At 44.0% G+C, this 24,961-nt stretch carries 22 protein-coding genes; 10 read left to right on the top strand and 12 right to left on the bottom strand.

Translation table 11 applies throughout. From position 1 onward, the window contains the following. Window positions 1–27 precede the first annotated feature (27 nt). Window positions 28–1,503, bottom strand: a complete 1,476-nt coding sequence (locus tag KI743_RS02125) for a cobyric acid synthase (RefSeq protein ID WP_285464618.1) — start codon at window positions 1,501–1,503, stop codon at window positions 28–30. A 195-nt stretch (window positions 1,504–1,698) separates the two neighbouring features. Between KI743_RS02125 and KI743_RS02120 the strand changes: the two genes are divergently transcribed. The 3 genes from KI743_RS02120 (at window position 1,699) to KI743_RS02110 (ending at window position 4,740) form a co-directional block, all read left to right on the top strand. Further along, window positions 1,699–2,070 (top strand): YgiW/YdeI family stress tolerance OB fold protein, encoded by a 372-nt coding sequence (locus KI743_RS02120; protein ID WP_285464617.1) that lies wholly within the window; start codon window positions 1,699–1,701, stop codon window positions 2,068–2,070. A gap of 84 nt (window positions 2,071–2,154) precedes the next feature. After that, on the top strand, window positions 2,155–2,679 hold the full coding sequence (locus KI743_RS02115; RefSeq protein WP_032552512.1) for a hypothetical protein: 525 nt from the start codon (window positions 2,155–2,157) through the stop codon (window positions 2,677–2,679). Between the two features lie 174 nt (window positions 2,680–2,853). Further along, on the top strand, window positions 2,854–4,740 hold the full coding sequence (locus tag KI743_RS02110; protein ID WP_285464616.1) for a methyl-accepting chemotaxis protein: 1,887 nt from the start codon (window positions 2,854–2,856) through the stop codon (window positions 4,738–4,740). Window positions 4,741–4,836: 96 nt separating this feature from the next. On the opposite strand, the gene KI743_RS02105 is transcribed toward KI743_RS02110, so the two are convergent. The 3 genes from KI743_RS02105 to KI743_RS02095 all read right to left on the bottom strand — a co-directional run bounded on the left by KI743_RS02105 (window position 4,837) and on the right by KI743_RS02095 (window position 7,769). After that, window positions 4,837–5,535, bottom strand: a complete 699-nt coding sequence (locus KI743_RS02105) for an ATP-dependent zinc protease (RefSeq protein ID WP_032552510.1) — start codon at window positions 5,533–5,535, stop codon at window positions 4,837–4,839. 12 nt (window positions 5,536–5,547) lie between these two features. Next, a complete protein-coding gene (locus tag KI743_RS02100; protein WP_032552509.1) occupies window positions 5,548–6,732 on the bottom strand; it encodes an amino acid aminotransferase in 1,185 nt (394 codons plus the stop codon). Window positions 6,733–6,932: 200 nt separating this feature from the next. After that, entirely contained in the window at window positions 6,933–7,769 is an 837-nt protein-coding gene (locus KI743_RS02095; RefSeq protein WP_285464615.1) for an AraC family transcriptional regulator, read from the bottom strand. A gap of 133 nt (window positions 7,770–7,902) precedes the next feature. Here KI743_RS02095 and KI743_RS02090 point away from each other — a divergent pair, with 133 nt between their 5' ends. Further along, window positions 7,903–9,288: an MATE family efflux transporter gene (locus KI743_RS02090; RefSeq protein ID WP_285464614.1), complete on the top strand. Its 1,386-nt coding sequence runs from the start codon at window positions 7,903–7,905 to the stop codon at window positions 9,286–9,288. A gap of 92 nt (window positions 9,289–9,380) precedes the next feature. Here the strand turns inward: KI743_RS02090 and nrdG are convergent, their stop codons facing one another. After that, entirely contained in the window at window positions 9,381–9,851 is a 471-nt protein-coding gene (gene nrdG, locus KI743_RS02085; RefSeq protein WP_032552507.1) for an anaerobic ribonucleoside-triphosphate reductase-activating protein, read from the bottom strand. A gap of 101 nt (window positions 9,852–9,952) precedes the next feature. Further along, entirely contained in the window at window positions 9,953–12,073 is a 2,121-nt protein-coding gene (gene nrdD / locus KI743_RS02080; RefSeq protein ID WP_285464613.1) for an anaerobic ribonucleoside-triphosphate reductase, read from the bottom strand. A 304-nt stretch (window positions 12,074–12,377) separates the two neighbouring features. On the opposite strand from nrdD, the gene KI743_RS02075 reads away from it, so the two are divergent. After that, window positions 12,378–13,256, top strand: a complete 879-nt coding sequence (locus KI743_RS02075; protein ID WP_285464612.1) for an endonuclease/exonuclease/phosphatase family protein — start codon at window positions 12,378–12,380, stop codon at window positions 13,254–13,256. Window positions 13,257–13,382: 126 nt separating this feature from the next. Here KI743_RS02075 and KI743_RS02070 read toward each other — a convergent pair whose 3' ends face one another. Next, complete coding sequence (locus KI743_RS02070) at window positions 13,383–13,847, bottom strand: GNAT family N-acetyltransferase (protein ID WP_285465098.1); 465 nt, start codon at window positions 13,845–13,847, stop codon at window positions 13,383–13,385. 19 nt (window positions 13,848–13,866) lie between these two features. Continuing rightward, window positions 13,867–14,961 carry a ketoacyl-ACP synthase III gene (locus KI743_RS02065; protein ID WP_032552503.1) on the bottom strand — a complete coding sequence of 365 codons (1,095 nt, stop codon included), beginning with the start codon at window positions 14,959–14,961 and terminating at the stop codon, window positions 13,867–13,869. A gap of 122 nt (window positions 14,962–15,083) precedes the next feature. Here KI743_RS02065 and trxC point away from each other — a divergent pair, with 122 nt between their 5' ends. Next, the gene (gene trxC, locus KI743_RS02060; RefSeq protein WP_150869549.1) at window positions 15,084–15,518 is read left to right on the top strand and encodes a thioredoxin TrxC; all 435 of its coding nucleotides are present in this window, start codon (window positions 15,084–15,086) and stop codon (window positions 15,516–15,518) included. A 104-nt stretch (window positions 15,519–15,622) separates the two neighbouring features. On the opposite strand, the gene KI743_RS02055 is transcribed toward trxC, so the two are convergent. Further along, the gene (locus tag KI743_RS02055) at window positions 15,623–17,284 is read right to left on the bottom strand and encodes a GMC family oxidoreductase (protein WP_285464611.1); all 1,662 of its coding nucleotides are present in this window, start codon (window positions 17,282–17,284) and stop codon (window positions 15,623–15,625) included. Continuing rightward, on the bottom strand, window positions 17,271–18,851 hold the full coding sequence (locus KI743_RS02050) for a long-chain fatty acid--CoA ligase (RefSeq protein ID WP_285465097.1): 1,581 nt from the start codon (window positions 18,849–18,851) through the stop codon (window positions 17,271–17,273). Before KI743_RS02050 ends, KI743_RS02055 begins: the two co-directional genes overlap by 14 nt. 253 nt (window positions 18,852–19,104) lie before the next feature. Here KI743_RS02050 and KI743_RS02045 point away from each other — a divergent pair, with 253 nt between their 5' ends. Together KI743_RS02045 and KI743_RS02040 are read left to right on the top strand one after the other, a co-directional pair. Next, entirely contained in the window at window positions 19,105–20,148 is a 1,044-nt protein-coding gene (locus KI743_RS02045; protein WP_285464610.1) for an AraC family transcriptional regulator, read from the top strand. 256 nt (window positions 20,149–20,404) lie between these two features. Continuing rightward, complete coding sequence (locus KI743_RS02040; RefSeq protein ID WP_285464609.1) at window positions 20,405–21,556, top strand: MFS transporter; 1,152 nt, start codon at window positions 20,405–20,407, stop codon at window positions 21,554–21,556. A gap of 194 nt (window positions 21,557–21,750) precedes the next feature. Here the strand turns inward: KI743_RS02040 and KI743_RS02035 are convergent, their stop codons facing one another. Continuing rightward, the gene (locus KI743_RS02035) at window positions 21,751–22,647 is read right to left on the bottom strand and encodes a helix-turn-helix transcriptional regulator (RefSeq protein WP_285464608.1); all 897 of its coding nucleotides are present in this window, start codon (window positions 22,645–22,647) and stop codon (window positions 21,751–21,753) included. 50 nt (window positions 22,648–22,697) lie between these two features. Here KI743_RS02035 and KI743_RS02030 point away from each other — a divergent pair, with 50 nt between their 5' ends. After that, window positions 22,698–24,095 carry an MATE family efflux transporter gene (locus tag KI743_RS02030; protein ID WP_285464607.1) on the top strand — a complete coding sequence of 466 codons (1,398 nt, stop codon included), beginning with the start codon at window positions 22,698–22,700 and terminating at the stop codon, window positions 24,093–24,095. 73 nt (window positions 24,096–24,168) lie between these two features. Here KI743_RS02030 and KI743_RS02025 read toward each other — a convergent pair whose 3' ends face one another. Next, window positions 24,169–24,555, bottom strand: coding sequence for a nitrous oxide-stimulated promoter family protein (locus KI743_RS02025; protein WP_285464606.1), 387 nt, complete (start codon window positions 24,553–24,555; stop codon window positions 24,169–24,171). Window positions 24,556–24,735: 180 nt separating this feature from the next. Between KI743_RS02025 and KI743_RS02020 the strand changes: the two genes are divergently transcribed. Further along, window positions 24,736–24,942, top strand: a complete 207-nt coding sequence (locus tag KI743_RS02020; RefSeq protein WP_285464605.1) for a DUF2986 domain-containing protein — start codon at window positions 24,736–24,738, stop codon at window positions 24,940–24,942. Window positions 24,943–24,961: the final 19 nt, after the last annotated feature.

Below are 24,961 nucleotides of genomic sequence, written 5' to 3'. Positions count from 1 at the left end.
TCTCTTTCACGTGATTATTTGTTCATTCTATTTTTTGATGGTATTAAGTTCAGGCCACAACAAATCTAGCTTCATGTACTCTTCGATAGCATCTGCGATCCGATCGATACCTTCTTCTTTAAGAGCGTGGTGGTCAACCGTCGCAACAGCGCTCGCACCTGCCCACTCACAAATCGAAGCTAGAGCTTCACTGTTATCAAACAGACCATGAAGATAAGTTCCAAAGATCGTGTTTTCACTATTAACTGCTCCATCAATAGCACCAGAGTCTAACTGTATCGGTATGTCCTTTTCTTTGACTTGAGTCTTACCAACATGAATCTCATAACCTTTTACGTCGGATGCGCTTCCATTCAGAGTCAACTTCCCACTTACATTAGTCAGTGTCTTCTGTTGCGTCAAAACCGTCGTTGTTTCTAACAAGCCTAAACCAATAGAAGAGCCTGGTTGACCTTCTACACCGTCCGGGTCGTCAATCGACTTACCTAGCATTTGATAACCGCCGCAAATCCCAACGACCTTACCGCCGAGACGCAGGTGGCGTTGAAGATCTTTATCCCAACCTTGCTCACGCATGTAGTCTAGGTCAGCTAGAACTGACTTAGTGCCAGGTAAAATAATGAGGTCTGCTTTATCTAAGCGTTCACCTTTACCAACATAACGCAGATCGATGTCAGGGTTTAGACGCAAGGTATCAAAATCTGTGTGATTACTAATACGAGTAAATATAGGCACCACAACTTTTAACTTCGCATTACCGTTCGATTCTTGCGCTGTGGTGATCGCATCTTCAGCTTCTAGGTTTAAGCCATGCAGATAAGGCAAGACACCAATCACAGGCTTGCCTGTCTTCTGTTCTAACCAATCTAAACCAGACTCTAATAGCTTAATGTCACCTCGAAAACGGTTAATCACAAAACCAACGACACGCTGCTGCTCAGATTTCGACAATAACGCTAAAGTACCGTATAGATGAGCAAAAACACCGCCTCTATCAATATCTGCAATGATAATCACCGGAACGTCTGCTTTCTCAGCAAAACCCATGTTAGCGATATCATTTTCACGAAGGTTGATTTCGGCTGGACTGCCCGCCCCCTCAATCATAACGCTCTCATAGTCAACCTGAAGACGATCGAATGAATCAATCACGGTATCCATGGCGACTTTCTTATAATCGTGATAACCAGTTGCTTCCATGTTGGTTAATGCACGACCTTGTAAAATAACCTGCGCACCTGTATCTGAATTCGGTTTAAGGAGTACTGGGTTCATGTGAACCGTCGGCTTTACATTGCAGGCTTGAGCTTGAACAGCTTGTGCTCTGCCAATTTCACCACCGTCTTCGGTCACCGCACTGTTTAGTGCCATATTCTGTGGCTTGAATGGGGCGACCTTAACGCCGCGCCGAGCCAATACGCGGCATAAACCTGCCACCAATACACTTTTTCCGGCATCCGATGTCGTGCCCTGAACCATAAGGGCCTTAAGTGGTGTCAACATGAAAACTGATTTCCTTCATTCTTAGACGCAAACAACCGCGCTTTTGTCTCTATAGTAGCGTTATTGATAATAAGATGCTCATGAAAATGAATGGAAAATGAATACGTTACTCACGCTGAATTCAACCCCAGTGTTGTTTAATAGCCTCATCGAAACAAAACGTTTCAACCAAACATAACCAATGAGGTATTTATTATGAAAAAAGCAGTCCTAGCAATCGCAACATCAGTTATCCTTACTCCAGCTATCGCTCTAGCTGATGGTCATAAAGACAACAACAGCGGTATCGCTTACACAGGTCCAGTAGAATCAACGACTATTGCGACACTGCTTGAAAACACAAGCATGTTCTCCGAACAAGAAGCTATTGTAGATGGTAAGATCGTTCGCCAGGTTCGCAACGACAAGTTCATCTTCTCTGACGGCCAAAGTGAAATTCAAATCGAGTTAGATGACGATATCAAGCTAGCTCAACCACTGACCGCTGAAACACAAGTACGTATCTTTGGTGAATACGAAGGTGGCAAAACTCCAGAGATCGAAGTTGACCATATCCAAATTCTATAATCTCGATCGACTCTAATTAAAATGGCCTGCATATTGCAGGCTTTTTTGTATATACTGCCCTAAATACAAAAAATTGGAGTCACCATGCAGGGTTACGCAAAAAAAACGCTACTGATCGGATTAACCACGCTGTGTTCATTTGCCGCGTCGGCGAACAATTTCAACTACAACACTTTTGAAATCCGAATGGGTGCTAGCCCAAGTACATTTGGTGGTGAATTCACAACGTTATTTACCCAAAACGCACACTTCATCGGTCGTGTGGATACCGGCTTTGAAAGTGACTGGGATGCAGCAGGTGGCATTGGCTTCAACGGCCCGATTGGTCAGTTTGCTGACATTTACGGTCAAATGCTACTGCACAATATCGAACGCAATGATGATAACAGCTTTAAAACCGAAGTTAACGTTGGTGTGAAAGCATGGTTAATGGCAAACATCGAAGTTAATGCTCGCCTCGGTCAGCTTATCGATAATGATGGGACTAACTCTATCGTAGGCTTTGGTGCGCGTTTCCATTCAACAGAACAACTGTCTGTCGGTGTTGATATGCGTAACAACGGTACTTATGGTCATCAAGTGCTGATGTCAGCGCGATTTGGTTTCTAAGCTACTCTTGATTTTGTATGGTTTAAATCATTAATTTATTTAGATTTTTATCACTAAAAATCATGAGATACATAAGCGATATAAATATTTAACGACTAAGCGATAAAATCACTTTACCGCAACATGGCGTACTGCTAATCTCTCACAAATTTTGCTGAGAGATGGAGTACCGTAATGGGTGGTAACAGCATATCGATAAAAAACAAACTGACTCTGATATTTGTTGTCATCATTTTCGCGATGACAATGATTCAGACTTACGTCACGGGTAAACAGCTGCTGAATGAGACGTACCGTTCAGTTCAACAATACTCAACCACATTAACGACTTCTAATGTATCGGGTATTGAAAAGTGGATTGAAGGCCGAATTAACGTAGTTAATGCTGCGAAAGACGCCTTCAAATACACAAGTTCACCAGAGAGCTACTTCACACAAAGTACTAACGCTGGACGCTTCCAAATCGCCTACGCCGGCCTTTCAGATGGCCGCTTTTTACAAGGTGTTGATCTCCCTGTACCAGAAGGCTACGACCCACGCACCAGAGATTGGTACAAAAATCCAATGGCTAAAGGTCGTACCGTCGTGACAGAACCTTACTTAGACGTTGCCACCAATGAACTGGTTGTTACCATTGCATCCCCTTTTAATACAAATGGCTATTCAGGCGTTATTGGTGCAGATTTGAATCTCACCGCACTGGTTAATGACATCGTTAACGTTGAGCAACCGGGTGTTTATGCATTTCTAGTTGATGGTTCAGGCAAGATTGTCGCTCATAAAGATCGTTCATTGACGTTGAAATCTATATCTAACATCTCCAACAACCTCTCGGCACAGAAGATCAAGTCGATCGCGAGTCGCTCAGAGTTTGAGGAAATGGTCATCGGCGATTCAGAATCATTCCTATCTGCACAAAAAGTCCCTCACACTGATTGGTATTTCACTATCGTTATCGATAAAACCAAATCTTTTGCGTCTTATCGATCGCTACTGCGTCAATCGGCAATGTTTGGTATGTTGCAATTAGTCGTTATTGCCTTCGTTGCTATGTTTGTGATTAAGAAAGCACTCGCGCCGTTGACTACCCTAAGTACAGCTATGGAAGCATTATCGAAAGGCAACGGTGATCTTACGCAGCGTATTTCTGTAAACAGTAAAGATGAAATTGGAACGTTGGCTTTGCACGTAAATGCCTTTATTGCCAAGCTTCAAGAAATTGTTCGCGATATTGCTCATTCATCAAGCCAGCTTAATGAACAATCAGAAGTGAGTACCAATGTTGCTCGCCAGACTAGCGATGGTTTAACGGTTCAGCTTAACGAAATCTCACAAATAGCGACTGCAGTGCACGAAATGTCGGCAACAGCAGAAGAAGTGGCGAACAATGCTCAGATGACCGCGGATTCAGCCATTAGCTCGACAGAGAACTGTGAGCAAGGAAAACGTGTAATCATCCGTAACCAAGAATCAATCACGAGCTTGGCAGAGCAAGTAGAAAATGCGTCAGGTATTATTCAAGAACTGGAAAAGAACGCATTAGATATCAATGCTATTCTCTCAACGATTTCAGACATTGCAGAGCAAACCAATCTACTCGCTCTTAATGCAGCCATCGAAGCGGCTCGTGCCGGAGAACAAGGCCGCGGGTTTGCTGTCGTTGCAGATGAGGTTCGCGTACTTTCACAACGTACTCACAGCTCGACTGATGAAATTCGTGAAATGATCGAAACGCTGCAGAAAAACAGTGTCTCTGCAGTAGAGTCTATGGAGCGCAGCCAAAATCTAGCGCAATCAAGTGTTGATGATGCGAATAATGCTACAGAAGCACTAGAGCAAATCGCGGCGTCAATTCAACAGATCTCCGATATGGCTTCGCACATATCTAATGCAGCATCAGAGCAGCGCACAGTAACAGGTGAAGTGAGTAAGAATATCCAACTTGTGAACGACGTATCTGACAAAATGTCGACAGAGGCAGACAACTCACGCCATCTGTCAGAAGAGTTGCGTGGCATTGCGCAGCAGCTTAACACTCAAGTACAACTGTTCAAGTACTAAACCACTGCGCCACTAAATAAAAAATCCCGATAAGTTATACGCTTATCGGGATTTTTTATTTGTATCAATCTTCCAACAAAATTTAATGAGTAATGATTACTTTTTAACTTTGTCTTGAACGTATTTCTTACTCACGTCTACTACCGCTACGTCTCTAAAGAAGCTACGACCCAATAGCAGTGGGTAAGTTAGGTGAGTACGGTCAGCCAATGTGAATTCCGTTTTATCTTTAAGATCACCAATCTGGATGTTAGCAACAATCACGGCACGGCGTTGTGTGCCTTCTGCACTTGACTGTTTAATCTTAACCCAGCGCTCAACCGGTAAGCTCACTTCTTGACTCTTAATGCCATCGTGTTCAATTTTGAACTTAACCCAGTCTTTGCCGTCACGCTCGAAAGGAACGATATCAATAGCACTGATTGAAGATGTTGTTGCACCTGTATCAACGCGTGCTTTAAACGACTCTTCTAGACCAGGAACATAAACCCACTCTTCTTCCCCAAGAATTAACTTACCATCAGAGGTTTTCGTTACTTTCTCTGGTTTTTTAGGCGGCACTGGTTTCTTTTCTGGCTCAGCAGGTTTCTCGACTTTTTCTGGCTCTTTTTCAGGTTCAGTTACGGGATCTTTAGAAGACTCCCCGTCTTTTTCGTCCGCTTTACTTGAATCGTCAACAACAGGTTGCTCGATTTGTGGTTTCTGCTCTGGCTCGACAGGAACTTGACTCGTCGTAGAACAAGCAACAAGGCCACCACTTAACATCAGGGTTATAATTGCTTTCCAATTGTACATTCAGTCACCATTTTATTTTGATACATTAGCGATTGCGTTAGCTACGTAAGGAATATGCGACTCTGAAAGACCTGCGATATTGATGCGACCGTCACCAACACCATAAATGCCATACTCTTCACGTAATTGATTCATTTGAGCTTCTTTAAAGCCTAGTACAGTAAACATACCTTTATGGCTTTCAATGAAGTCAAAGTGTGACGTGTTATAAGTATTTCGCAATTCATTGCATAATGTTTGGCGAAGATTTAACAAACGGCCCTGCATCTCACTCAATTCTTGCTTCCAAATGCGTGTTAACTCTTGATTTTGAAGAATTGTTTTCACAAGTGCAGCACCATGATCTGGCGGCATAGTGTAAGTAGAACGAGCAAGAGTAAGAAGTTTACCTTTCGCGTTACCCACTTCTTGGCTGTTTTTACCAACGACGATTGCAGCACCCGTTCTTTCACGATACAAACCGAAATTTTTCGAGCACGAAGTTGTGATTAGCATCTCTTCAACATTGTCTGCCATGAATTGAAGACCTTTCGCATCTTCTTCAAGACCATCACCAAAACCTTGGTAAGCAATATCAACAAACGGTAGGAATCCATTTTTCTGTGATAGCGCGGTGATTTCCTGCCATGCTGCAAAGTCGATGTCAGCACCCGTTGGGTTATGACAACAGCCATGGAGTAGCACAACATCATTAGGACCCGCTTGTGAAAGCTCTTCGAGCATTCTTGCCGTATCAACCTGTTTTGTTTCAGGGCTAAAGTAAGAGTAGTGCTTAACTTTAAGTCCTGCCGCTTCCATCACAGGTTGGTGATTTACGTAACTTGGATTAGAGATCCAAACCGTTGTATCTGGCTGCGCGACTTTCATAAGATCACCCAGCATGCGCAGAGCACCACTCGCACCTGGCGTTTGAATAGCGGCAACACGATCCATTGCTGAAGTTCCTTTCAACAACAGGTCGATCATACTTTGGTTAAACTCTTCGCAACCCGCTAGGCCAACATAAGCTTTGGTTTTCTGGTTTTCAACGACAATATCTTGTGCCATTGAAACGGCCTTCATGATTGGTGTCTCACCTTGGTTGTTGCGGTAAACACCAATGCCGAGGTCGACTTTGTTCGGACGTTCATCGCCACGGTAAGCCACAGAAAGAGAGAGAATTGGATCTAAAGTTGGTTTTGGTAGATGTGAAAACATGAAAGTCACAACCCTTTGAAATTCAAGTAATGAGTTTTACGTTAACATTATCATAGTCAAATCAGAAACATTTTTTATTAGAACCGCTTAGTTAGCATAAGTAATCTGATAACCGTCGATTTATCGAACAATTTCGTTGATAGATTGAATGCTGTTTACTTGTTCTTGAGCTGCCCTAATCATTGCACTTAGCAATGTAGCTATGGTGCGCTCTGTTTAAATTGCCTTGGTGTCATGCCAGACCATGCCTTGAAGCGTGTACTGAAGTTTGCTGCATTTGGATAACCAACTATCTCACCGATATGTTGTATTGACCAATCGCTTGAGCGAAGTAGCCGCGCTGCATACTCCATTCTCATACGCATTAGGTGAGTCATGGGGCTATGGGAATAGTAGCGCTGGCACAACCTATGAAAATGTGGTTCAGAGCAAGGAAACAAGTTCGATAACTCCTGAACATTCCACTCTTTGTGCAGCTGCTTTTGAGCTGTGTCGAAAACTCGCTCTAAACGGATTGCGTTTCTATCCAATTGCTGTGGAATCGGCGCATTAATCAGAGCTTCGATTTGAGCAACGCTATGAATAGCAACCGCACCACCAAGGTCTATCGGAAGTGAAATACTTCGAAGCAAGGTATGTATGCAAGAAGCGACGACGTCTGCTGCTGGCGTCAAAGTGTATAAGATATCATTATCGATATTTGACCATCGCTTATCTGGGGACAGGAAAATCCATGCTATTTGCCAAGTCTCTTCCTCAATCCCAAAACCATTTTCAACGCCAGCAGGTACGGTAATACATGAACCGGGATCAAGAATATAACGACAGCCCCCACTCTCTAGCCACCCTTTACCACGTACAGTAAACAACAACATGTGCTTTTGTTGATTCTTACGATAAACAGAAAAGAAATCTCTGCAGGAGGCTGTACCGCACTGAACAATCCCAAGCTGTTCAAACGCCAATACGTGGCTTTGGTCGACAAACTCTTGGTGGGTGGTATCAGATATTTCATAGCGCTCTTGTTTTTCGCTCATTGCCCGACCTAATCCCATGCTTGCACCATCCATACCAAATGGAGAGTTTGACAAAAGTTAATGATGAGTAAAGAAAATACAGCTAAATAAAATCTAGATAAACTTCTTGCATATCAACTAGCAAGGAATTGCGATGCGCTCTACATATCGTCATTTAGACAAAGAATTTTGGCAAAAGCTGATACAAATCGGATTGCCTGTCTCACTTCAGACCATGATGTTTTCATTACTCGGCGTTATCGACATCTTTATGGTTAACCAATTAGGTGATGCCGCAACAGCCGCAGTTGGTGTGGGCAACAGAATCTTTTTCTTCAACTTGATTATGGTGTCTGGAATTAGCGGGGCTGTAAGCGTGCTAGCTTCGCAATATTTTGGTGCTGGTGATTTTAATGGCATTCGTCGCACGCTGGCTCAATCATGGGCGTTATCCATCATCGCTATAGTGCCATTTGTTGCGGTTTATTTATTGGCTCCTGAATCAGTAGTATCTGTTGTGGCCTCAGATCCTGATTACGTTCAACAGGCAACGGACTACCTTTGGATAACAGGAGCCAGCCTTATCGGCACCGCGATCGTCGTGCCATTAGAAAGTGCCCTTCGATCCGTTGGCGAAGCCAAGCTACCTACTAAGATCAGCATCTTTGCTATCTTGGTCAACGCTATGCTCAATGCGCTTCTTATCTTCGGCTTATTCGGTTTCCCAGAACTGGGCGTAGTTGGCGCCGCTGTCGGTACCACTGCGTCGAGGTTCGTTCAGACTGTCGCACTACTTGTTTTGGCGAAAGAACATTACGCCCATCTTTTTCCAACACTCAGCAACTGGCGAGATGCCATAGTTGTTAAACATAGGAAAAAGTACCTAACTATTGCTATGCCAATGCTCATCCACGATACAGCGTGGGCTGGTGGCTTGCTGATTTACAACGTCATAGTGGGCCAAATGGGCGTCGGTGAACTGGCTATCATTTCACTACTGTCACCTGTCGAAAGCATATTGATCTCTGCCTTTATGGGATTTGCCGTTGCAGCTTCTATCGTTCTAGGTAACGAAATAGGCGCGCAGAACTATCAAAGAGTCGAGAACACGGCTTGGGGCTATGTATTAGTCAGTTGCGGGCTTGCAATAGTACTTGCACTTCTCTGCTTTATCGCAAAACCAGTGATTGTTTACCTAGTACAACTCACACACTTAGAGTTAAAAGAGACTGCTGTAAATGTCACCTTAGTGATTGCACTGGGTATGATTCTACGTGTTTTCAATATGGTTGGTATTGGAGGCGTACTGAAAAGTGGTGGTGATATTAACTACAGTATCTTTATCGACCTGTTTGGACAATGGGCGATCGGCATACCGCTCGCCTACTACACAGCACTGGTTTTGGGCTGGCCATTAGAATGGGTAATGTTGATTATTTTACTTGAAGAGTTGGTCAAAATCGCACTCACAAGCCAACGCATTCAATCGAAGAAATGGATTAACAATCTCATCGAAGAGCAACCAAGAACGACAATGTAGTCGGGGAATAACTAAAAAACTCACACCAAAGGGCTTCATTTGCAGTTTAGGCTGCGGATAAGCCCTTATTTCTTCGATTAAGCGAGAAAAGATTAAATGTCAGTGAAACGATGAATTATCTGGTTAGAACTACCACGCCAATCCAACATCGGGTCGGCTTTATCTTGCTCAAAACGGCCATCAATTAAGGTATCAATATAGCTCAACACCTCTTTCTGCTTTTCGTCGAGTTCATCTAACTCATAACCCGTCCACATCCAAATATCTTTGTTTTGGCATTCACTTTTAACGCGCTTAACCAGTTTCAGGACATCAGCCACATTCGCTGGATGCAAAGGATCACCACCAGACAGAGAAAGCCCACGACGCTTGATTCGCTCATCGTTAAGATCGGCAATAATGTGATCCTCAAGCTCCTGAGTAAACAGGTGACCAGAGTCTAAGCGCTGTGTTGACTGATTATAACAGCCACGACACTGATGAACGCAACCAGACACAAACAGTGTACAGCGTGTACCGGGACCATTTACGACGTCGATTGGATGATATTGATGATAATTCATAGAGTTGCCGATATTTAGGATAAGACCGCTTGATTCAAACGACTAAACTCCCTCTAACATGAGAGGGAGTCTTCGCTTAACAGGTGAGAAGTTCTAGTAAGTTACAGGTGCTTGACGCGACGTTTAACTTCTTCCTGCTTACCAAAGTTAAATGGTCGAGCGTCTGGACTGCCTAGATAACCGCACACGCGGCGTGTTACTGACACTTTGGTTGAGTCATGGTTACCACATTTAGGACAAGTAAAGCCTTTGCTCGTACAGTCGAACTCACCGTTATAACCACACTCGTAACACTCATCAATCGGTGTATTTGTACCGTAATAAGGCACGCGTGAGTAGCTGTAGTCCCATACGTTTTCAAGCGCTTCGATATTCTTCTGCATGTTAGGGAATTCGCCGTAACAGATAAAACCACCACTTGAGATCTCTGGGTAAGGCATCTCAAAATCGATCTTATCGTAAGGGTTAACCTTCTTCTGAACATCTAGGTGGAAGCTGTTGGTGTAGTAACCACGGTCCGTTACACCTTCAATTACACCAAACTCTTTAGTATCGATGCTGCAGAAGCGACTACATAGGTTTTCACTTGGCGTACCGTATAGGCTAAACGCATACCCTGTCTCTTCGGTCCAAGTTTCTACTTCGCGTTTCATGTATTGAACAAGCTCAAGTGCCTTGTTACGCATCTCAGTGTCATCATAAAGGTGCGTTTCTGTGCCAAACAACGCAGTCATCGCTTCATGAATACCGATATAGCCAAGAGACACCGAAGCACGGCCGTTCTTAAAGATATCTGCAATCGAATCGTCAGCTTTCAGACGAACGCCACACGCCCCTTCCATGTACAGAATTGGAGCTACACGTGCTTTAACGTTTTCAAGACGGCTGATCCGTGTCTCTAGTGCACGACGAGCCAGTTTTAACTTTTCGTCTAGCAATGCGTAGAACTTTGTCATGTCGCCTTTCGCATTGATAGCAATGCGTGGCAGGTTAAGGCTCACAACACCTAAGTTGTTACGACCTTCATGGATAAGCTCACCGTTTTCTTCGTAAGTATTTAGGAAGCTACGGCAGCCCATCGGTGTTTTGAATGAACCTGTCACTTCTACAACTTTGTCGTAGTTAAGAATGTCTGGGTACATGCGCTTAGAAGCACACTCAAGCGCTAGCTGTTTGATATCGTAATTCGGATCATCTGACTTGTGGTTTAGGCCATCTTTGATTGCAAAAACCAGTTTTGGGAATACCGCTGTTTTACGGTTCTTACCAAGGCCAGCGATGCGGTTTTTCAAGATCGATTGTTGGATCAATTTCGATCCCCAGCTTTCGCCTAAACCAAAACCAAACGTCACAAATGGTGTTTGTCCATTCGCCGTATGTAGTGTGTTTACTTCGTACTCTAACGATTGGAATGCGTCGTAACACTCTTTCTCTGTGCGAGCGATAGCAAAGGCTTCAGGGTTGTGAATGTCCCACTCTTTAGCAAGCTGAAGGTGCTTCTCGTAGCTCGCCATTACATAAGGTTCTAGTACTTCATCAATACGGTTGATCGTCGTGCCGCCGTAAATGTGGCTCGCCACTTGTGCAATAATCTGGGCTGTTACTGCTGTCGCGGTTGAGATTGATTTTGGTGTATCAATCTCTGCGTTACCCATCTTAAAACCATGAGTTAACATGCCTTTTAAGTCGATCAGCATGCAGTTAAACATCGGGAAGAATGGTGCGTAATCTAGATCGTGATAGTGAATGTCGCCGCTTTCGTGCGCTTGAACGATATCACGTGGCAAAATGTGTGTTTTCGCATAGTGTTTAGCCACGATACCAGCAAGAAGATCACGCTGTGTTGGAATCACTTTACCGTCTTTGTTGGCATTTTCGTTGATTAGGTCAACGTTACTCTCTTCAATCAGACCTTCGATTTCGCGTGTCAAAGCACTTTGCTTTTCACGCGCAATATCGCGGTCGTGGCGGTATTCAATGTACGCACGAGCAAGAGACTTATAAGGCCCCTGCATAAGCTCATTCTCAACCATGGTTTGAATTTCAGAGATATGAACTTCATCGTACTCTTCGAGCTTTAATTCCACAGCCAATGCCACATTCAAAGCATAAATGGCAATTTCCTTATCTGACTTTTCTGATGCTGCTTCCACTGCAGCTTGGATGCGATCTCTGCTGAATGGAGCTCTTGAGCCATCACGCTTGATTACGATTGATTTCACCACTTCTCCTTACTCTCTAGGTATTCACAGACTTATCCACAAACACACTATATAGAGCGATTTATCGTTTAACTAACACTAGATATTGTGGCGTATTTAACGAGAACCACCAAATGCGGGTATTGATTTGGATCAATAAAAGAGGAGTGCTGACTAAGATCAATTCAATCTTATGACGTTATCTCTCAAGTCGAAAAAGAAACAATGTAACAATAAAAAAGTGGCTAAAAAGCCTTGAATTTTTGCCAAGTGTTGTAGGATAACGGCTCAGGGAAAATCAACATAAAATTCAGAGAAAAATGCCGTGAATAGACTTCAAAATTGGGTTATCACCAGCTGCCTATTTAGTAGTACCGTTTTAAGTGCACCTTTAAGCATATCCAGTTGGAATATTGAATGGTTATCAACCAATGAGGCTGTGAATAAAATGAGTGAACTTCGTACGCAGGAAGATTTCAACCAACTCTCTTACCACTTTAAGAAACTCAATAGCGATGTGATGGCATTCCAAGAGGTCGATAATATTGAGGCTATAAAGCGCGTTGTTGGTCCTGAATATCGTATCGTGATGTCTGACCGAGCATCTAACCGCTACAAAGCTCATCAGTTCTCAGATGTAAACCAATATACAGGCTTCGCTGTTAGGCGAAATATTGATGTCGTTAATAAGCCCGACTTAAAGCTTGAAACACGCTCTGGCAGTAAGCTTAGGTTTGCAAGCTACATTGTAGCGGAGCTTCGTAATAAGCCGGTACATTTGCTCTCTGTACACTTAAAAGCGGGTTGTAGCGGTGCATACAAGCGCAATAACAACTGTGAGCGACTCAAGCAACAAGCTAAGTTGTTAAATGATTGGATAGTAGAACGGGAAAAGAAACAACAGAGTTATGCGGTGCTGGGTGATTTCAATCATAACCTATCCTATCGTGGTGATTGGCTTTGGTCTGTACTGAGTGAAAACAACCGAGCGCAATTGGCAACCCGTTCGACGTCGGCGGACTGTAAAGTACGCTCCAATCGCAACAAAAACCGAACTCATCAATTCCGCTCTTTGATCGACCACATTGTAGTCAGTAACGATTTGAGTACATCATCGACAAAACAATACGTGTTCCCTTCTCAGGATGTCCTTGATTACTTTCTTAGTGATCACTGCCCTGTATCAACGCAGATAGAACGTTAGGGCATTAACTCAATTCAAAAGTAAGAGTCGCAACTCAAAATAATAGTCAAAAGCCGCAAGCTAGGAAAACGACAAAACGCCCGCAGAGAGACAAATCACTACGGGCGTTTTAAGAAACACGACAAACTAAATTCGTTGACCTACGTTTCTTGCGATCATAAGTACTTCATCAGCCGAGTATAGGTTTGAAATCGTGGTTTCAACCTCAGCACCCAGTGTTGATTTGTACAATTGCTGTGCAAAGTTATCTGCCCGAGTCGTCACCAAAACATGTTTAAGCGTTGAGCCTTGTTCAGCTAGCACTTCTTTGACTGTTTTTAACGAATCAAGTATCAGTGTACGGCCTAAGCCTTTACCTTGTTGTTCAGTAGAAACCGCCAATTGCTCTAGCTCTAAAACAGCTTCTGGACGAAAACCGCTTTTTTGAACCCAGATAATGTAACCTTGAATCTCTCCATCGAGCTCTAATACAAAGTTAATGAAGCGTGGCGATGCATTTAAGTTACATTGTAACCACTCTTTTGACTTGGTTTGGCGTACAAACGCTTGTTGGTGAACTTTAGCTGCACCATCAAGGTCTTCAGCTTGCATTAACCTTACGTTCATCAAATTACATCTCTGAATTAGGGCGTGTTTTACAGTGTAAAATTGCTTTTTCTAAAAGCTCCAGCGCCGATTTATCATTCTCTGGAAGTGTTGCATCCGAAGTCCCTAATGGTTCGACACGCTCACCCCAAGTAATGTGACCAGCACCCCATGTAAGACCTGCGCCAAAGGCAGCAACAAGAATATTCGCACCTGGCTTAACAGCACCCTGTTCAAGCGCTTCACACATAGCAATAGGCACAGTTGCGGCAGAGGTATTACCGTAATTCTGAATGTTAACGAAGGCCTTCTCTTTTTCAATACCCGCCATGTCACACAAAGTATGAATAATACGGATGTTCGCTTGGTGTGGGATAACCACATCAATGTTGTCAGTTGAGATACCTGTGCGACTAAGAACTGTATGAGCGGCTGCGCCCATGCCTTTCACTGCACGCTTGAAGATCTCTTTACCAACGAAATCAAAATCCCAGTAACCATTGTCTGCTGCAAATCGATCCATTGAAGTACCGAACTTCGGCACCGCTAGAATATCGCGACCTTCCGCATCACAACCGATTTGAGCTTGTTGTAGACCAACTGGCTTTTCAGTGCGAGACAGCACAGCAGCACCGGCTCCATCACCAAATAGTACAGCGGTGTCACGCTTGGTCCAATCAATGAAGAATGACAGTCTCTCGGCACCAATTACGATCGCGTTACGGTAGTTACCTGCTTGAATTAAGCGCGTCGCTGTTTCAAGGCCATAAAGGAAGCCAGTACACGCTGCATTCAAGTCAAATGCTGCTGCACCTTTAATACCAAGGTTTTGTTGTACTTTTGAAGCGGTGTTTGGAATAAGAGAGTCAGGAGAGCAAGTCGCAACAATGACGATATCAATATCATCAGCAGTCAAACCAGCACAAGCCATCGCATGCTGAGCTGCAACTGTCGCTAAATCAGATGTATTAACGTGGCTAATTCTTCTGTTTTCAATCCCTGTTCTTGTACGAATCCACTCGTCAGACGTATCGATAAAAGTACTGAGGTCATCATTGGAGAGCGTCGCTGGCGGTAGACACTTTCCCCACCCGGTAATTTCAGCGTAAAACTTTGTCATCATTTACCTATTTATTGTTTGTTTTTATTTGAGTATCGTAGTGTTGTTTCAAACAGTATAAGCACACAGGGGCTAGTTCGTAAATCGCGTTAGTCAATGTGGAGCAATAAAAAGAGAAAGTTATGTCTACATTCAATACTCGTTGCCCTGCTTGTCAGGGTGTTAACCGTGTTCCCTCTGAGCGAGTTTCAGAAAGCCCGACATGTGGTAAGTGTAAAGCGCCACTTCTAGATGGTGCGCCAGTGGAAGGAACCAGTGTTAACTTTTCAACGCTACTTAACAGTGACCAACCTGTTGTGGTCGATTTCTGGGCAACATGGTGTAATCCATGTGTCGGCTTTGCACCGGTATTTAGTGATGTTGCCGCTGAACGAAACGGCAATGTGCGCTTTGTGAAGATCAATACCGAAGAGCAACAACAGCTCGCCGCTCAGTTTGCTATTCGTAGTATTCCAACCGTTATGGTGTTTAAACAAGGTAAAGTGGTGGACACTATTAATGGCGCTTTACCAAAAGGCCAATTTGATCAGTGGCTTAATCAAGCTCTAACCAAATAAATACATTAAGTCAGAACAGCCTAGACTGTTCTGACTTTTCTCGCGTACTTACTTAAACCGCAACACTTTGTTAGATATGGCGATAAAAAGCCTTAATATCGCATTTAAATCGCTAGCTCACGCTCTTTTGTCATCTCACCTTCTTCTGACTCTCGGAATTCACACAAGCCGTGCTCCTTTTTAATCTGATCAGAAATCTTCTCAGCAATCATGATCGTCGGTGCATTGGTATTCGCCCCAACTAAGGTTGGCATAATAGACGCATCAACCACTCTGATTCCTTGTAATCCATAAACCTTAAGGTCTTCATCCACCACTGCGGTATTGTCCGATGCGGTACCCATTTTACAAGTACCGACAGGGTGATACTGAGTATCTGCACGATTTCGAATATCTTGCTCAATGGCTTGGTCATCTGAAGCGTCGACTGGATAAAAGTTTGCTCCGCGAACATCATCAAACGGCGCGCTTTCCATCATTTGATATTGTTTCTTCCATCCTTTTATCATCACTTCCATATCGTCTGGATCACTAAAGAATGCCGGATCGATCTTTGGTGGATCGTATGGGTTATTGCTTTGAAGTGTCACTGTTCCACGACTTTTAGGCCTCAATAGAGTGACGTGAGAACTGAATCCGTGACTCATATGAATTTTCCGTGCATGGTCATCGACAACAGCGACGACAAACACAAATTCTAAGTCTGGTACCGTCAAACCCTGCTCGGAATAAAAGAAACCAATACCTTCAGCGAAATTACTGGTCATTTTGCCCGTTCGCTCTTTGAGCCACAAAGGTAGCGCTTTGGTCATGTCTGCGCTCATTTGCAGCGATATACCAAACGTCTCATGTTTGTCGCTGCACTTGTAACTGTGAATCAGGTCGATGTGATCTTGAAGATTTTGCCCAACACCTTCTAAAGAATGAACTATTGGCAATCCATGCTGTTCAAGCTCATTTGTTGGGCCTACGCCTGACAACATCAGAATTTGCGGTGAACCGAAGGCCCCTGCAGATAGTATGACTTCTTTGCGAGCACCGATCTGAAATGATTTCCCTTTTGTGCCGTACTCAATACCGACTGCTGTTTTTTCCTCAAAGAGTACCTTATGTACTGTAGCGTTGGTGACTACGGTTAGGTTCTTTCGTTCTAGGTTTGGTGTTAGATACGCTTTAGCGGCACTGCATCGCTCTCCGTTTAACTGAGTCACTTGAGTTGCCATCGCGCCAAATTGCTCTGCACCATTAATGTCTGGGTTTCGTGGTACACCGATGGATTCACAAGCATCTAAATAACGCTCAATCATTTTGCTCGGACTGCGAAGGTTAGCCACGTTCAACGGACCACCTTGTCCATGATAATCATCGCAGTGTTGTTCGTTATTCTCTGCCTTCTTAAAGTAATGCAAACAATCTTGATAGCTCCATCCTGCGCTCCCTAGTTCTTGCCATAAATCGTAATCATATTTGTGACCACGCGCGTACATCATGGCATTGATAGAACTAGAACCACCCAATGTTTTACCACGAGGTTGATAACCTTTACGTCCATTCAAACCCGGTTGAGGAACGGTCTCAAAACCCCAGTTGTGAATCTTGGTCGGCATAATGGCAGCAACACCAACTGGTGTATGAATCAAAGGACTATTGTCTTTGCCACCAGCCTCTAACAAACAGACTTCGACATTAGGGTCTTCTGAGAGCCGAGAAGCCAACACGCAGCCCGCAGAGCCGCCTCCGACAATAATGAAATCATACTGCATCATTGATGAACTCCTTTCCTTGTGTTGGACTTAATTCTCGTTTTAGAATCTTACCTGTCGCTGTCATTGGTAGCACTGTGCGTATATACACATGTCGAGGATATTTGTAATCGGCCAGCTGACTACGACACCAAGACTGAAGCTCTTTGGCATTGACCGATGCCAGTTCGCTTACCACCACATGAGCGTGAACCTCTTCTCCAAGCTTATCATCCGGTGCACCAACCACGGCTGCCATCTCTACATCCGGATGACACATCAGAACTTCTTCAATCTCACGCGGGTAAATGTTATAGCCACCACGGATGATCATGTCTTTCACTCGATCAACAATGAACAGGTTACCGTGTCCATCAAGTTTTCCAATATCACCTGTTAGAAACCATCCATCACGAATGCTCTCTTCTGTCGCTTTGGGCCTCTTGTAATAGCCTTTCATTACACTCGGGCTTTTAATGCATATCTCCCCCAACTCGCCCCGAACAACGCTATTTCCCTCAATGTCTGTCACTTTAATCAAGTGACCACATAACGGCTGTCCAACACTGCCCGCGACTCTATCACCATCAATATGATTGAATGTCGCAACGGGCGCTGTTTCTGATAGTCCATAACCTTCTAAAATGGGTAATTCAAACTGTTTTTCAAACTGACGGATAGTTTCCACGGGCATTGAAGCACCGCCTGAAACACCAAGCCTTAGGCTATGTTTGACTTTGTCTGAGCGCTCTTGGCACGCTTGTCCTGCTTTAAGGATAGCCATGTACATAGTAGGTACCCCAGCAAACACACTCACCTTGTGATCAATAATCTGATCAATGACATCTGAAGGATCAAAACGCTGAATCATGACAATTGTCGCACCCGTTAAGATACTGGCGTTCATCATCACAGTTTGGCCAAAACTATGGAACAACGGCAATGTTGCGAGTGTGGTATCACTGTACTCTAACCTCATCAGATACTGTGATGACATCGCGTTGGTGTGCATGTTGGTATGCGACAGTTCCGCACCTTTAGGTTGCCCCGTCGTACCTGAGGTATAAAGGATAACCGCCGTATCATCACCGGCGACTACCTGCGCTTCTAATTGTCTTTGGCCGATTTCTTGTTCACTGGTTTCTAACCAACGTTTGAATTGGCTTTCGGCATCAGAAGTCACGTCATTCATTAATACAAAGTGTCCGCATCCTTCCACTTGGTCAAAGCCTTGCTTACCAAAATCAGCAATAGGCAAATTTGGATCGCCTTGATGACATAAAAACACCTTAGCATCAGAATCTTTGAGGTGGTATTCAACTTCACGAGCCTTAAATAGAATATTTAACGGAACCACAACAGCACCCGCTTTAAGAATCCCATAGTAAGCAATAACGAATTCAGCGGTATTAGGGCAAGACAAAGCTACCTTGTCACCTCGTTGTATACCAAGCTGCTTCAAATGAAAGGCAACCTTACCAGACAGCTCGTTAAGTTCTTGATAACTTATTTGTTTGTCTTGCCATCGCAATGCAGGTTTCGTAGGGAATATTGCCGCGCTACGCTCTAGGTTTACTGCCAGGTTGTGCATCATGCTCTCCTCATGTTCAAGTGACAATGTAACGAAAAGCCGTTGATACATCGCCACCAGCTAGATCCATTTCAAATTTCATCGCGTTTACCGAATGCTTTTAGGACTCCATGTCTCCTTTAGCAATCATTGAACTTTCATGATTACAACATTTTGATAACATCCAACACAGGTTGCATAAAGACAAAAAACGGTGATATTCGGACAAAGCGATGGGAATTGTTACTGTTTGGGTAAGACTAGGAGGACTATCATGGAGCAATGTGCGGTTTATGAGCCCGATTTGCAAGCTTTTGGGATTTTGGACGTCCAGTTATTGCTACGTTATTTAGACACTCGAGTTCCAATCCCTGATTTACTCGAAGGCACCCATATTGATCCATTGCAGCTTACAGCCCCTGATGCTCATATCTCCCTTGCACAGAAGCTCGCTGTATACAGTAATGCGCTGGCTATCACTGAAGAGAAGGAACTAGGGCTGAATGTTGGGTTACAGGCTCGCTTTAGTGATTTTGGCGTCTTGGGGTATGCAGTTTTTAGTAGTAATACCCTACTCGACTCTTTGTTGATGGGATTTAAGTACTTAAAACTTGCGGGACCCGTTCTCAAGAAAACCATGTCAGTCAATGAAAAGACCGGTTATTTTCGCGCTGAACAGCTTGTCGATATCGAAGGCCTGTTACCTTTCTGCTGTGAATACTGGTTTGCAGCGATTCAAAGCCTATGCGAAGAAGTAATGCAACAGCCTTTTCCTTCAAAAGTGATCCGTTTTCCCTACCCTGAACCAGAATATGGACATCGTTACCAAGAAGTATTTCATTGTCCTGTCGAATTCGATAGCCAACAGTTGGAATGGGAGTTTGATTCGGCTTGCCTCTATGCACCGTTGCCAACCGCTAATCCTATAACACTCAAAATGTGTCTCAACTCCTGTGATGATCTACTTAAAAAGATCAGTTCACCAAGCAACCTGCGAGAACAAGTTACGCAGTGTTTTCTCGAGAACCCTGGCAACTACCCCTCTATTGAAGCACTCTCCAAACAGTTAGGTATGTCATCACGAACACTAAGACGTCACCTGAAAACCTGTGATACCAGCTACCAACAAATTCTCGATCATGTGCGCTTTCACCTAGCTAAACACTATTTGCACTCAACTCAATTTTCCATTGAAGAGATCTCTGAGCGTATCGGTTTTTCGGACAGTGCCAACTTTCGACATGCGTTTCGAAAATGGAGCGGTGTTGCACCCCGAGCCTTTCGAAAAAGCCTTCTTTCGGAAGCGCCATTAGAGTAAAGCGACTGTGTTAATCAATACCGCCGAATAAAACACCTCAAATCTGTGTCCAAATTTTATTGGACGCACAATCAATTAACCGGTTTTAACGTCATTTCGACCCGCTTTCGGGTTTGTCTTGTGCCGTTAATTTATCGATTCTGCTCGACAAAAATCCTTTATCTTAACGGTCATTTTAATTCGTTTTACCTAACGCCCTTTGTGCCCCATAGTCGCGGAAAATTCACTGTTCCACAACTATATAGAGGCTCCCGCATTGGACAACATCCAAACCAACACTCGCATAACCGTTCCAGTTATTGCACTGTCTTTCTACGCGATTGCATCAGGTTACTTGATGAGCTCTTTGCCATTAATGTTATCTGAGTACGGTCTAGAAAGCTCATTATCGAGTTGGTTAGCAAGTGCGTTCTATGCAGGTCTATTAGCAGGCACGTTACTGATTGAGCGTGCGATCGCAAAAGTCGGACATCAGCGTGCATTCGTGCTTTGCTTAAGTGTGTTTATCGCAACGATTCTTGTACTGCCATTACTTCCTAATGCAGCAGTCTGGTTAGCAGCTCGATTCATTGCGGGTATCTCTGTTGCAGGTATCTTTGTGATTGTTGAATCTTGGCTAATGAGCGGTGAAGAGTCTCAACGTGCAAAACGCTTGGCTATTTACATGTGTTCACTTTACGGTGGCTCTGCTATTGGTCAGTTAGGAATCGGCTACTTAGGCATTACTGGTGGCGTGCCGTTCATTGCAATGTTCACACTGTTGTTTGGCGCGATCATTGTATTGCTTTACGGTCAAGCAACCGCACCACAGATGCACGACGCACAAACATTGTCACTTAAGCAGATCAGCAAACTGAGCCACAGCGCGCTTATCGGCTGCATTGTGTCCGGCTTAACATTAGGTGCTATCTACGGTCTGATGCCTGTAGAACTAGAGCAGCGTAACATTGCGCATGAGGACATTGGTGGTTTGATGGCATTGGTTATCATTGGTGGTATGGCAGTACAACCAGTTGTCACTTTGTTGTCTAAAAATGTTGGTCAAGTCTTATTGATGGCTCTATTTAGCCTAATGGGCGTTGCTAGCATTGCGGTACTGACACTTAACGCAGGCCTTTACGTGCTAGGCATGAGCCTTTTTGCACTTGGGATGGCGACATTCGCTCTATACCCAATTGCAATTAACCTAGGTTGCCGCAACTTAGACCCAAGCTACCTGGTGTCTGTAACGCAAGTGATGCTACTTTGCTACAGCATTGGCTCGGTTGCTGGCCCGATCGTCGCGGATAGCTTCATGGATTCTCAAGCAGGTTTGTTTACCTACTTGTTTGCCTCTCTATTGGCGACAACGATCTACATGTTGATTGCAAGCCTAAAGCGCTCTCACCTACAAATTGCGGGCGAATAATAAGCTTCTCCACAAACACTTTGGCGCTGAAACTTTAGTACACTCCACACACTAAGTTCAGCGCCAAATTTTCTTGTCGAATCTATCACAAGCACTCATCACTGCATTCTCACTCCGGCCAATAACACTCTCGTTCTTTCATTACTTTGCTTTCTACATCAGCAAAATCGAACAATGATCATTTAGCCCTTTAATTACTTAACATGGTCAATCAGCCGCTTACGATATTGGCTTGGAGATAGTCCAAAGTGCTTTTTAAATCGGTGCGAGAAATTATATGGATCTTTATAGCCCAAACGATGTGAGATCATCGAGATCGACCATTCTCGATACTTGAGTAAACTTGCGGCTTTTTCCATTCTTAACTGAATCAGCTTACTCCTTGGTGACATGTGGAACAGAGACTTAGTCACCCTATTCAGTTGTTCTTCACTCACAAATACCTGTTCCGCCATACCTGCAACAGTCCAAGGTAGGTGTAAGCTACTTTCGATTTCATTGTAGAGCGCTTGAACTCGCGCTGTTGTGCTGGTGGACTTAGGTTCAAATCCGGTCAGCATTCTAACGATTTCACTGACCAACAACTTGCGATAGCTTGCTCGCCGTCCGATCTCAAAGTAGATCAGATTCATCAATGACCAGACTTGCTCACACTCACTGAACGGCACAATCGACTGACCTAAGTCTGCAATGTGCTCCCACTGTTCAGTATCAGGCAATAGCATCCACGCCATTTTCCAAAAGTTTTGTTGTGGGTCTAATTCAAAGCGAAACGCGCTACCCGCCGGAAGGACAACCAAAGTGTAAGGAGAGATCTCTTGGACATAATCTGGCGTGGTTAAGATTCCTCCTCCTTCTTGAGTGAAAATCAAAGTATGAACGTTCACTCGCTCTCGCTCGACCCAATACTGATCATACAGCTTCGCCATTCCTCCCATGAATACACCGCTACGTTTCATTTCTGGAATATCTTCAACGGTCAAAAATCGTTCTTTACATGTTTCGGCAAGAAAGACTTCATCTTGCCAAACGGTTTTTGGTTTCATTTCATTAATGACGGATTTGCACAGGTTTTGTTGTTTTTTGAACATGTTTTTATCTCTTCCAAATCACTATAGTTCTGCCATCAATTGGAGAGCTTATGACCACGAACATTAACCCTAACTCAAATGCCAACCACAAGCCAGAGCACCTTTTATCTCGCATAATCAAGCTTGGTTTGCCTGTCGCCTTACAAAGCGCCTTGGTTGCAATACTTGCCTTAGCCGATGTGCTAATGGTGAGTGATTTTGGTATGGAAGCCGCTGCCGCTGTGGGAATCGCATCAAAATGGCATTTCGTCGCTATTATGATTATGGCAGGACTAGCATCAGCAAACGGTACGCTGGTTGCTCAATATTGGGGCAAAAGTGACCGCAAGAGCGCTCGCACCGTGACCTCAATCGCTATGACGTTCGGTCTTAAGGTACTGGTACCTGTTACCTTGGTAATCACCTTAGGCGCAAAACTGTTAATGATGCTGCAAACCAGCGATCAATCTGTCATTGACTTAGGTGCAACTTATCTTTGGTACGGCTTCCCAGTATTGCTACTGACACACATTGTAATTGTGACGGAAGCAAGCATGCGTTCTTCTGGTGATACCGTGACACCGCTGATTCTTGGTGCTATCACCATCGCACTAAACATCGCGTTAAACTTTGTGCTGATTCAAGGTGCATTTGGTTTACCAGCGATGGGCGTAGCGGGTGCGGCTTTAGCGACAACATTAGCGCGCTTAATTCAAGTCGGCATGATGTACGCGTACATGAGAGTGAAAAAGCACTGGTTGCTAACAACGGAGAGCTCTATGCACCGCCCTTCGTTATGGCTGTCTTACCGTCGCTTAGCATTGCCATTGACGCTTAACGCTGTTCTTTGGGCTATCGGAACTATGGCTTATCAAATGATCTTTGGTCACATGGGAACCACTGAGCTTGCTGTGTTCTCTATGTTGGCGCCTTTTGAGTCGCTTTGTTATTCCGTGTTCTTCGGTATATCCGTCGCGTGCTCAGTGTTGCTTGGTCATTCACTTGGTCGTGACGAGTTTGACCAAGCGATGCGTATGGGGCTGACGTTTATTAAAGCGGTAGTAGGTTTCGGCGTACTAGTGGGTGCTGCTCTATTTATGAGTAAAGAACATGTTCTTACTTGGCTAAACCTCGATGAGGCTGCACTCTACCCACTTGCATCACCAGCAATCACTATCATGTGCTTTGCGGTAGTGATTCGTATGCTAAACATGGTGATCATCAACGGTATTATTCGCGCAGGCGGAGATAACCCTTTCTGTCTAAGAATGGACTTTATCGCAATGTGGATGGTGGGTATTCCTGTCTGCTTCTACGGCGCCTTCATTGCAGGGTGGGATTTCAAATACATCTACGGTCTGATGTTAGTAGAAGAAGTGGTGAAGTTAGCGATCTGTTCACATCGCTATATGAGCCGCCGCTGGATTAATAACCTGACGATCAGTACAGAAGAGCCTCAAACAGCTTAACGCTTTTCTAAACATGTCTACTGAAACACAATGACAATATCAAAGATAAGGGCCTGACTAACAGGCCCTTATTCTATTTGTTCTTACTCATCCTTACATGGCGATTTGAAGCATTCGCTTCAGGCTTAATTGGAGCCACACGCCTTTCGTGTAACAGGTGACGAATCGCCAATATTGGATGTTTAAGTAGCATCCTCGGCCCTGAGTAGCGCATGACCAAGCGCATCTGTTCTTTAGGGTCAGGTTTATAACAGTGTATTGGACACTTATTACAAGTTGGTTTTGCCTCACCATATGGACATCGGTCCAAACGCGTCTCTGCATACTCAAGCAGAGCGGTGCACTCCTGACACAGACCGTTCGTCTTATGATGATCTTTACAATAGATCTCAACCATAGCAACAACCGTTTTAAACTCGGTTGCTAACCCACCAATTAATATATCTTTGCTTTGGTACATGAACTCTCACTTGCCAACCATTGAGCGACAAATCCACACTCCTTTGTGTATACAGACGAATCGTATTCGCCTACCTACCATGTCCCTATCTCATTGCGTAAAATCGCCACTCAAGCATTGAGTTATTTATCTAAAATGATTATCCTCCAACGCCTTAATAAATTACAAGGTTATGCAGCCATGAATCGCAAGAAAAAGATCAATGATATATTAAAAAAGAAACAGAAAAAGGCGAACGCCAAGCTGCATAAGAGCAATAAACCTCGCTACATCTCAAAAGCTGAGCGCGCAAAAATGGAAGAAGAAGAGAAAGCACAACAAGCTGCTGCAGAGCAAAGTGACCTTTCTCCTGAAACAAGCAGCGATAGCGATACCGCGTCTGAATAAAACAGATTCACTGTATCGA

This window comes from Vibrio sp. D420a, assembly GCF_030248625.1.
GTDB classification, from domain to species: Bacteria; Pseudomonadota; Gammaproteobacteria; order Enterobacterales; family Vibrionaceae; genus Vibrio; species Vibrio fortis_A.
This window is presented reverse-complemented; position numbering and strand designations above follow the sequence as displayed.

Coding starts and splice junctions, on each gene's coding strand:
- KI743_RS02125 (WP_285464618.1), bottom strand. CDS start 1,503: ATGTTGACACCACTTAAGGCCCTTATGGTTCAGGGCACGACATCGGAT.
- KI743_RS02120 (WP_285464617.1), top strand. CDS start 1,699: ATGAAAAAAGCAGTCCTAGCAATCGCAACATCAGTTATCCTTACTCCA.
- KI743_RS02115 (WP_032552512.1), top strand. CDS start 2,155: ATGCAGGGTTACGCAAAAAAAACGCTACTGATCGGATTAACCACGCTG.
- KI743_RS02110 (WP_285464616.1), top strand. CDS start 2,854: ATGGGTGGTAACAGCATATCGATAAAAAACAAACTGACTCTGATATTT.
- KI743_RS02105 (WP_032552510.1), bottom strand. CDS start 5,535: ATGTACAATTGGAAAGCAATTATAACCCTGATGTTAAGTGGTGGCCTT.
- KI743_RS02100 (WP_032552509.1), bottom strand. CDS start 6,732: ATGTTTTCACATCTACCAAAACCAACTTTAGATCCAATTCTCTCTCTT.
- KI743_RS02095 (WP_285464615.1), bottom strand. CDS start 7,769: ATGAGCGAAAAACAAGAGCGCTATGAAATATCTGATACCACCCACCAA.
- KI743_RS02090 (WP_285464614.1), top strand. CDS start 7,903: ATGCGCTCTACATATCGTCATTTAGACAAAGAATTTTGGCAAAAGCTG.
- nrdG (WP_032552507.1), bottom strand. CDS start 9,851: ATGAATTATCATCAATATCATCCAATCGACGTCGTAAATGGTCCCGGT.
- KI743_RS02070 (WP_285465098.1), bottom strand. CDS start 13,847: ATGCAAGCTGAAGACCTTGATGGTGCAGCTAAAGTTCACCAACAAGCG.
- KI743_RS02065 (WP_032552503.1), bottom strand. CDS start 14,961: ATGACAAAGTTTTACGCTGAAATTACCGGGTGGGGAAAGTGTCTACCG.
- trxC (WP_150869549.1), top strand. CDS start 15,084: ATGTCTACATTCAATACTCGTTGCCCTGCTTGTCAGGGTGTTAACCGT.
- KI743_RS02055 (WP_285464611.1), bottom strand. CDS start 17,284: ATGATGCAGTATGATTTCATTATTGTCGGAGGCGGCTCTGCGGGCTGC.
- KI743_RS02050 (WP_285465097.1), bottom strand. CDS start 18,851: ATGCACAACCTGGCAGTAAACCTAGAGCGTAGCGCGGCAATATTCCCT.
- KI743_RS02045 (WP_285464610.1), top strand. CDS start 19,105: ATGGAGCAATGTGCGGTTTATGAGCCCGATTTGCAAGCTTTTGGGATT.
- KI743_RS02035 (WP_285464608.1), bottom strand. CDS start 22,647: ATGTTCAAAAAACAACAAAACCTGTGCAAATCCGTCATTAATGAAATG.
- KI743_RS02030 (WP_285464607.1), top strand. CDS start 22,698: ATGACCACGAACATTAACCCTAACTCAAATGCCAACCACAAGCCAGAG.
- KI743_RS02025 (WP_285464606.1), bottom strand. CDS start 24,555: ATGTACCAAAGCAAAGATATATTAATTGGTGGGTTAGCAACCGAGTTT.
- KI743_RS02020 (WP_285464605.1), top strand. CDS start 24,736: ATGAATCGCAAGAAAAAGATCAATGATATATTAAAAAAGAAACAGAAA.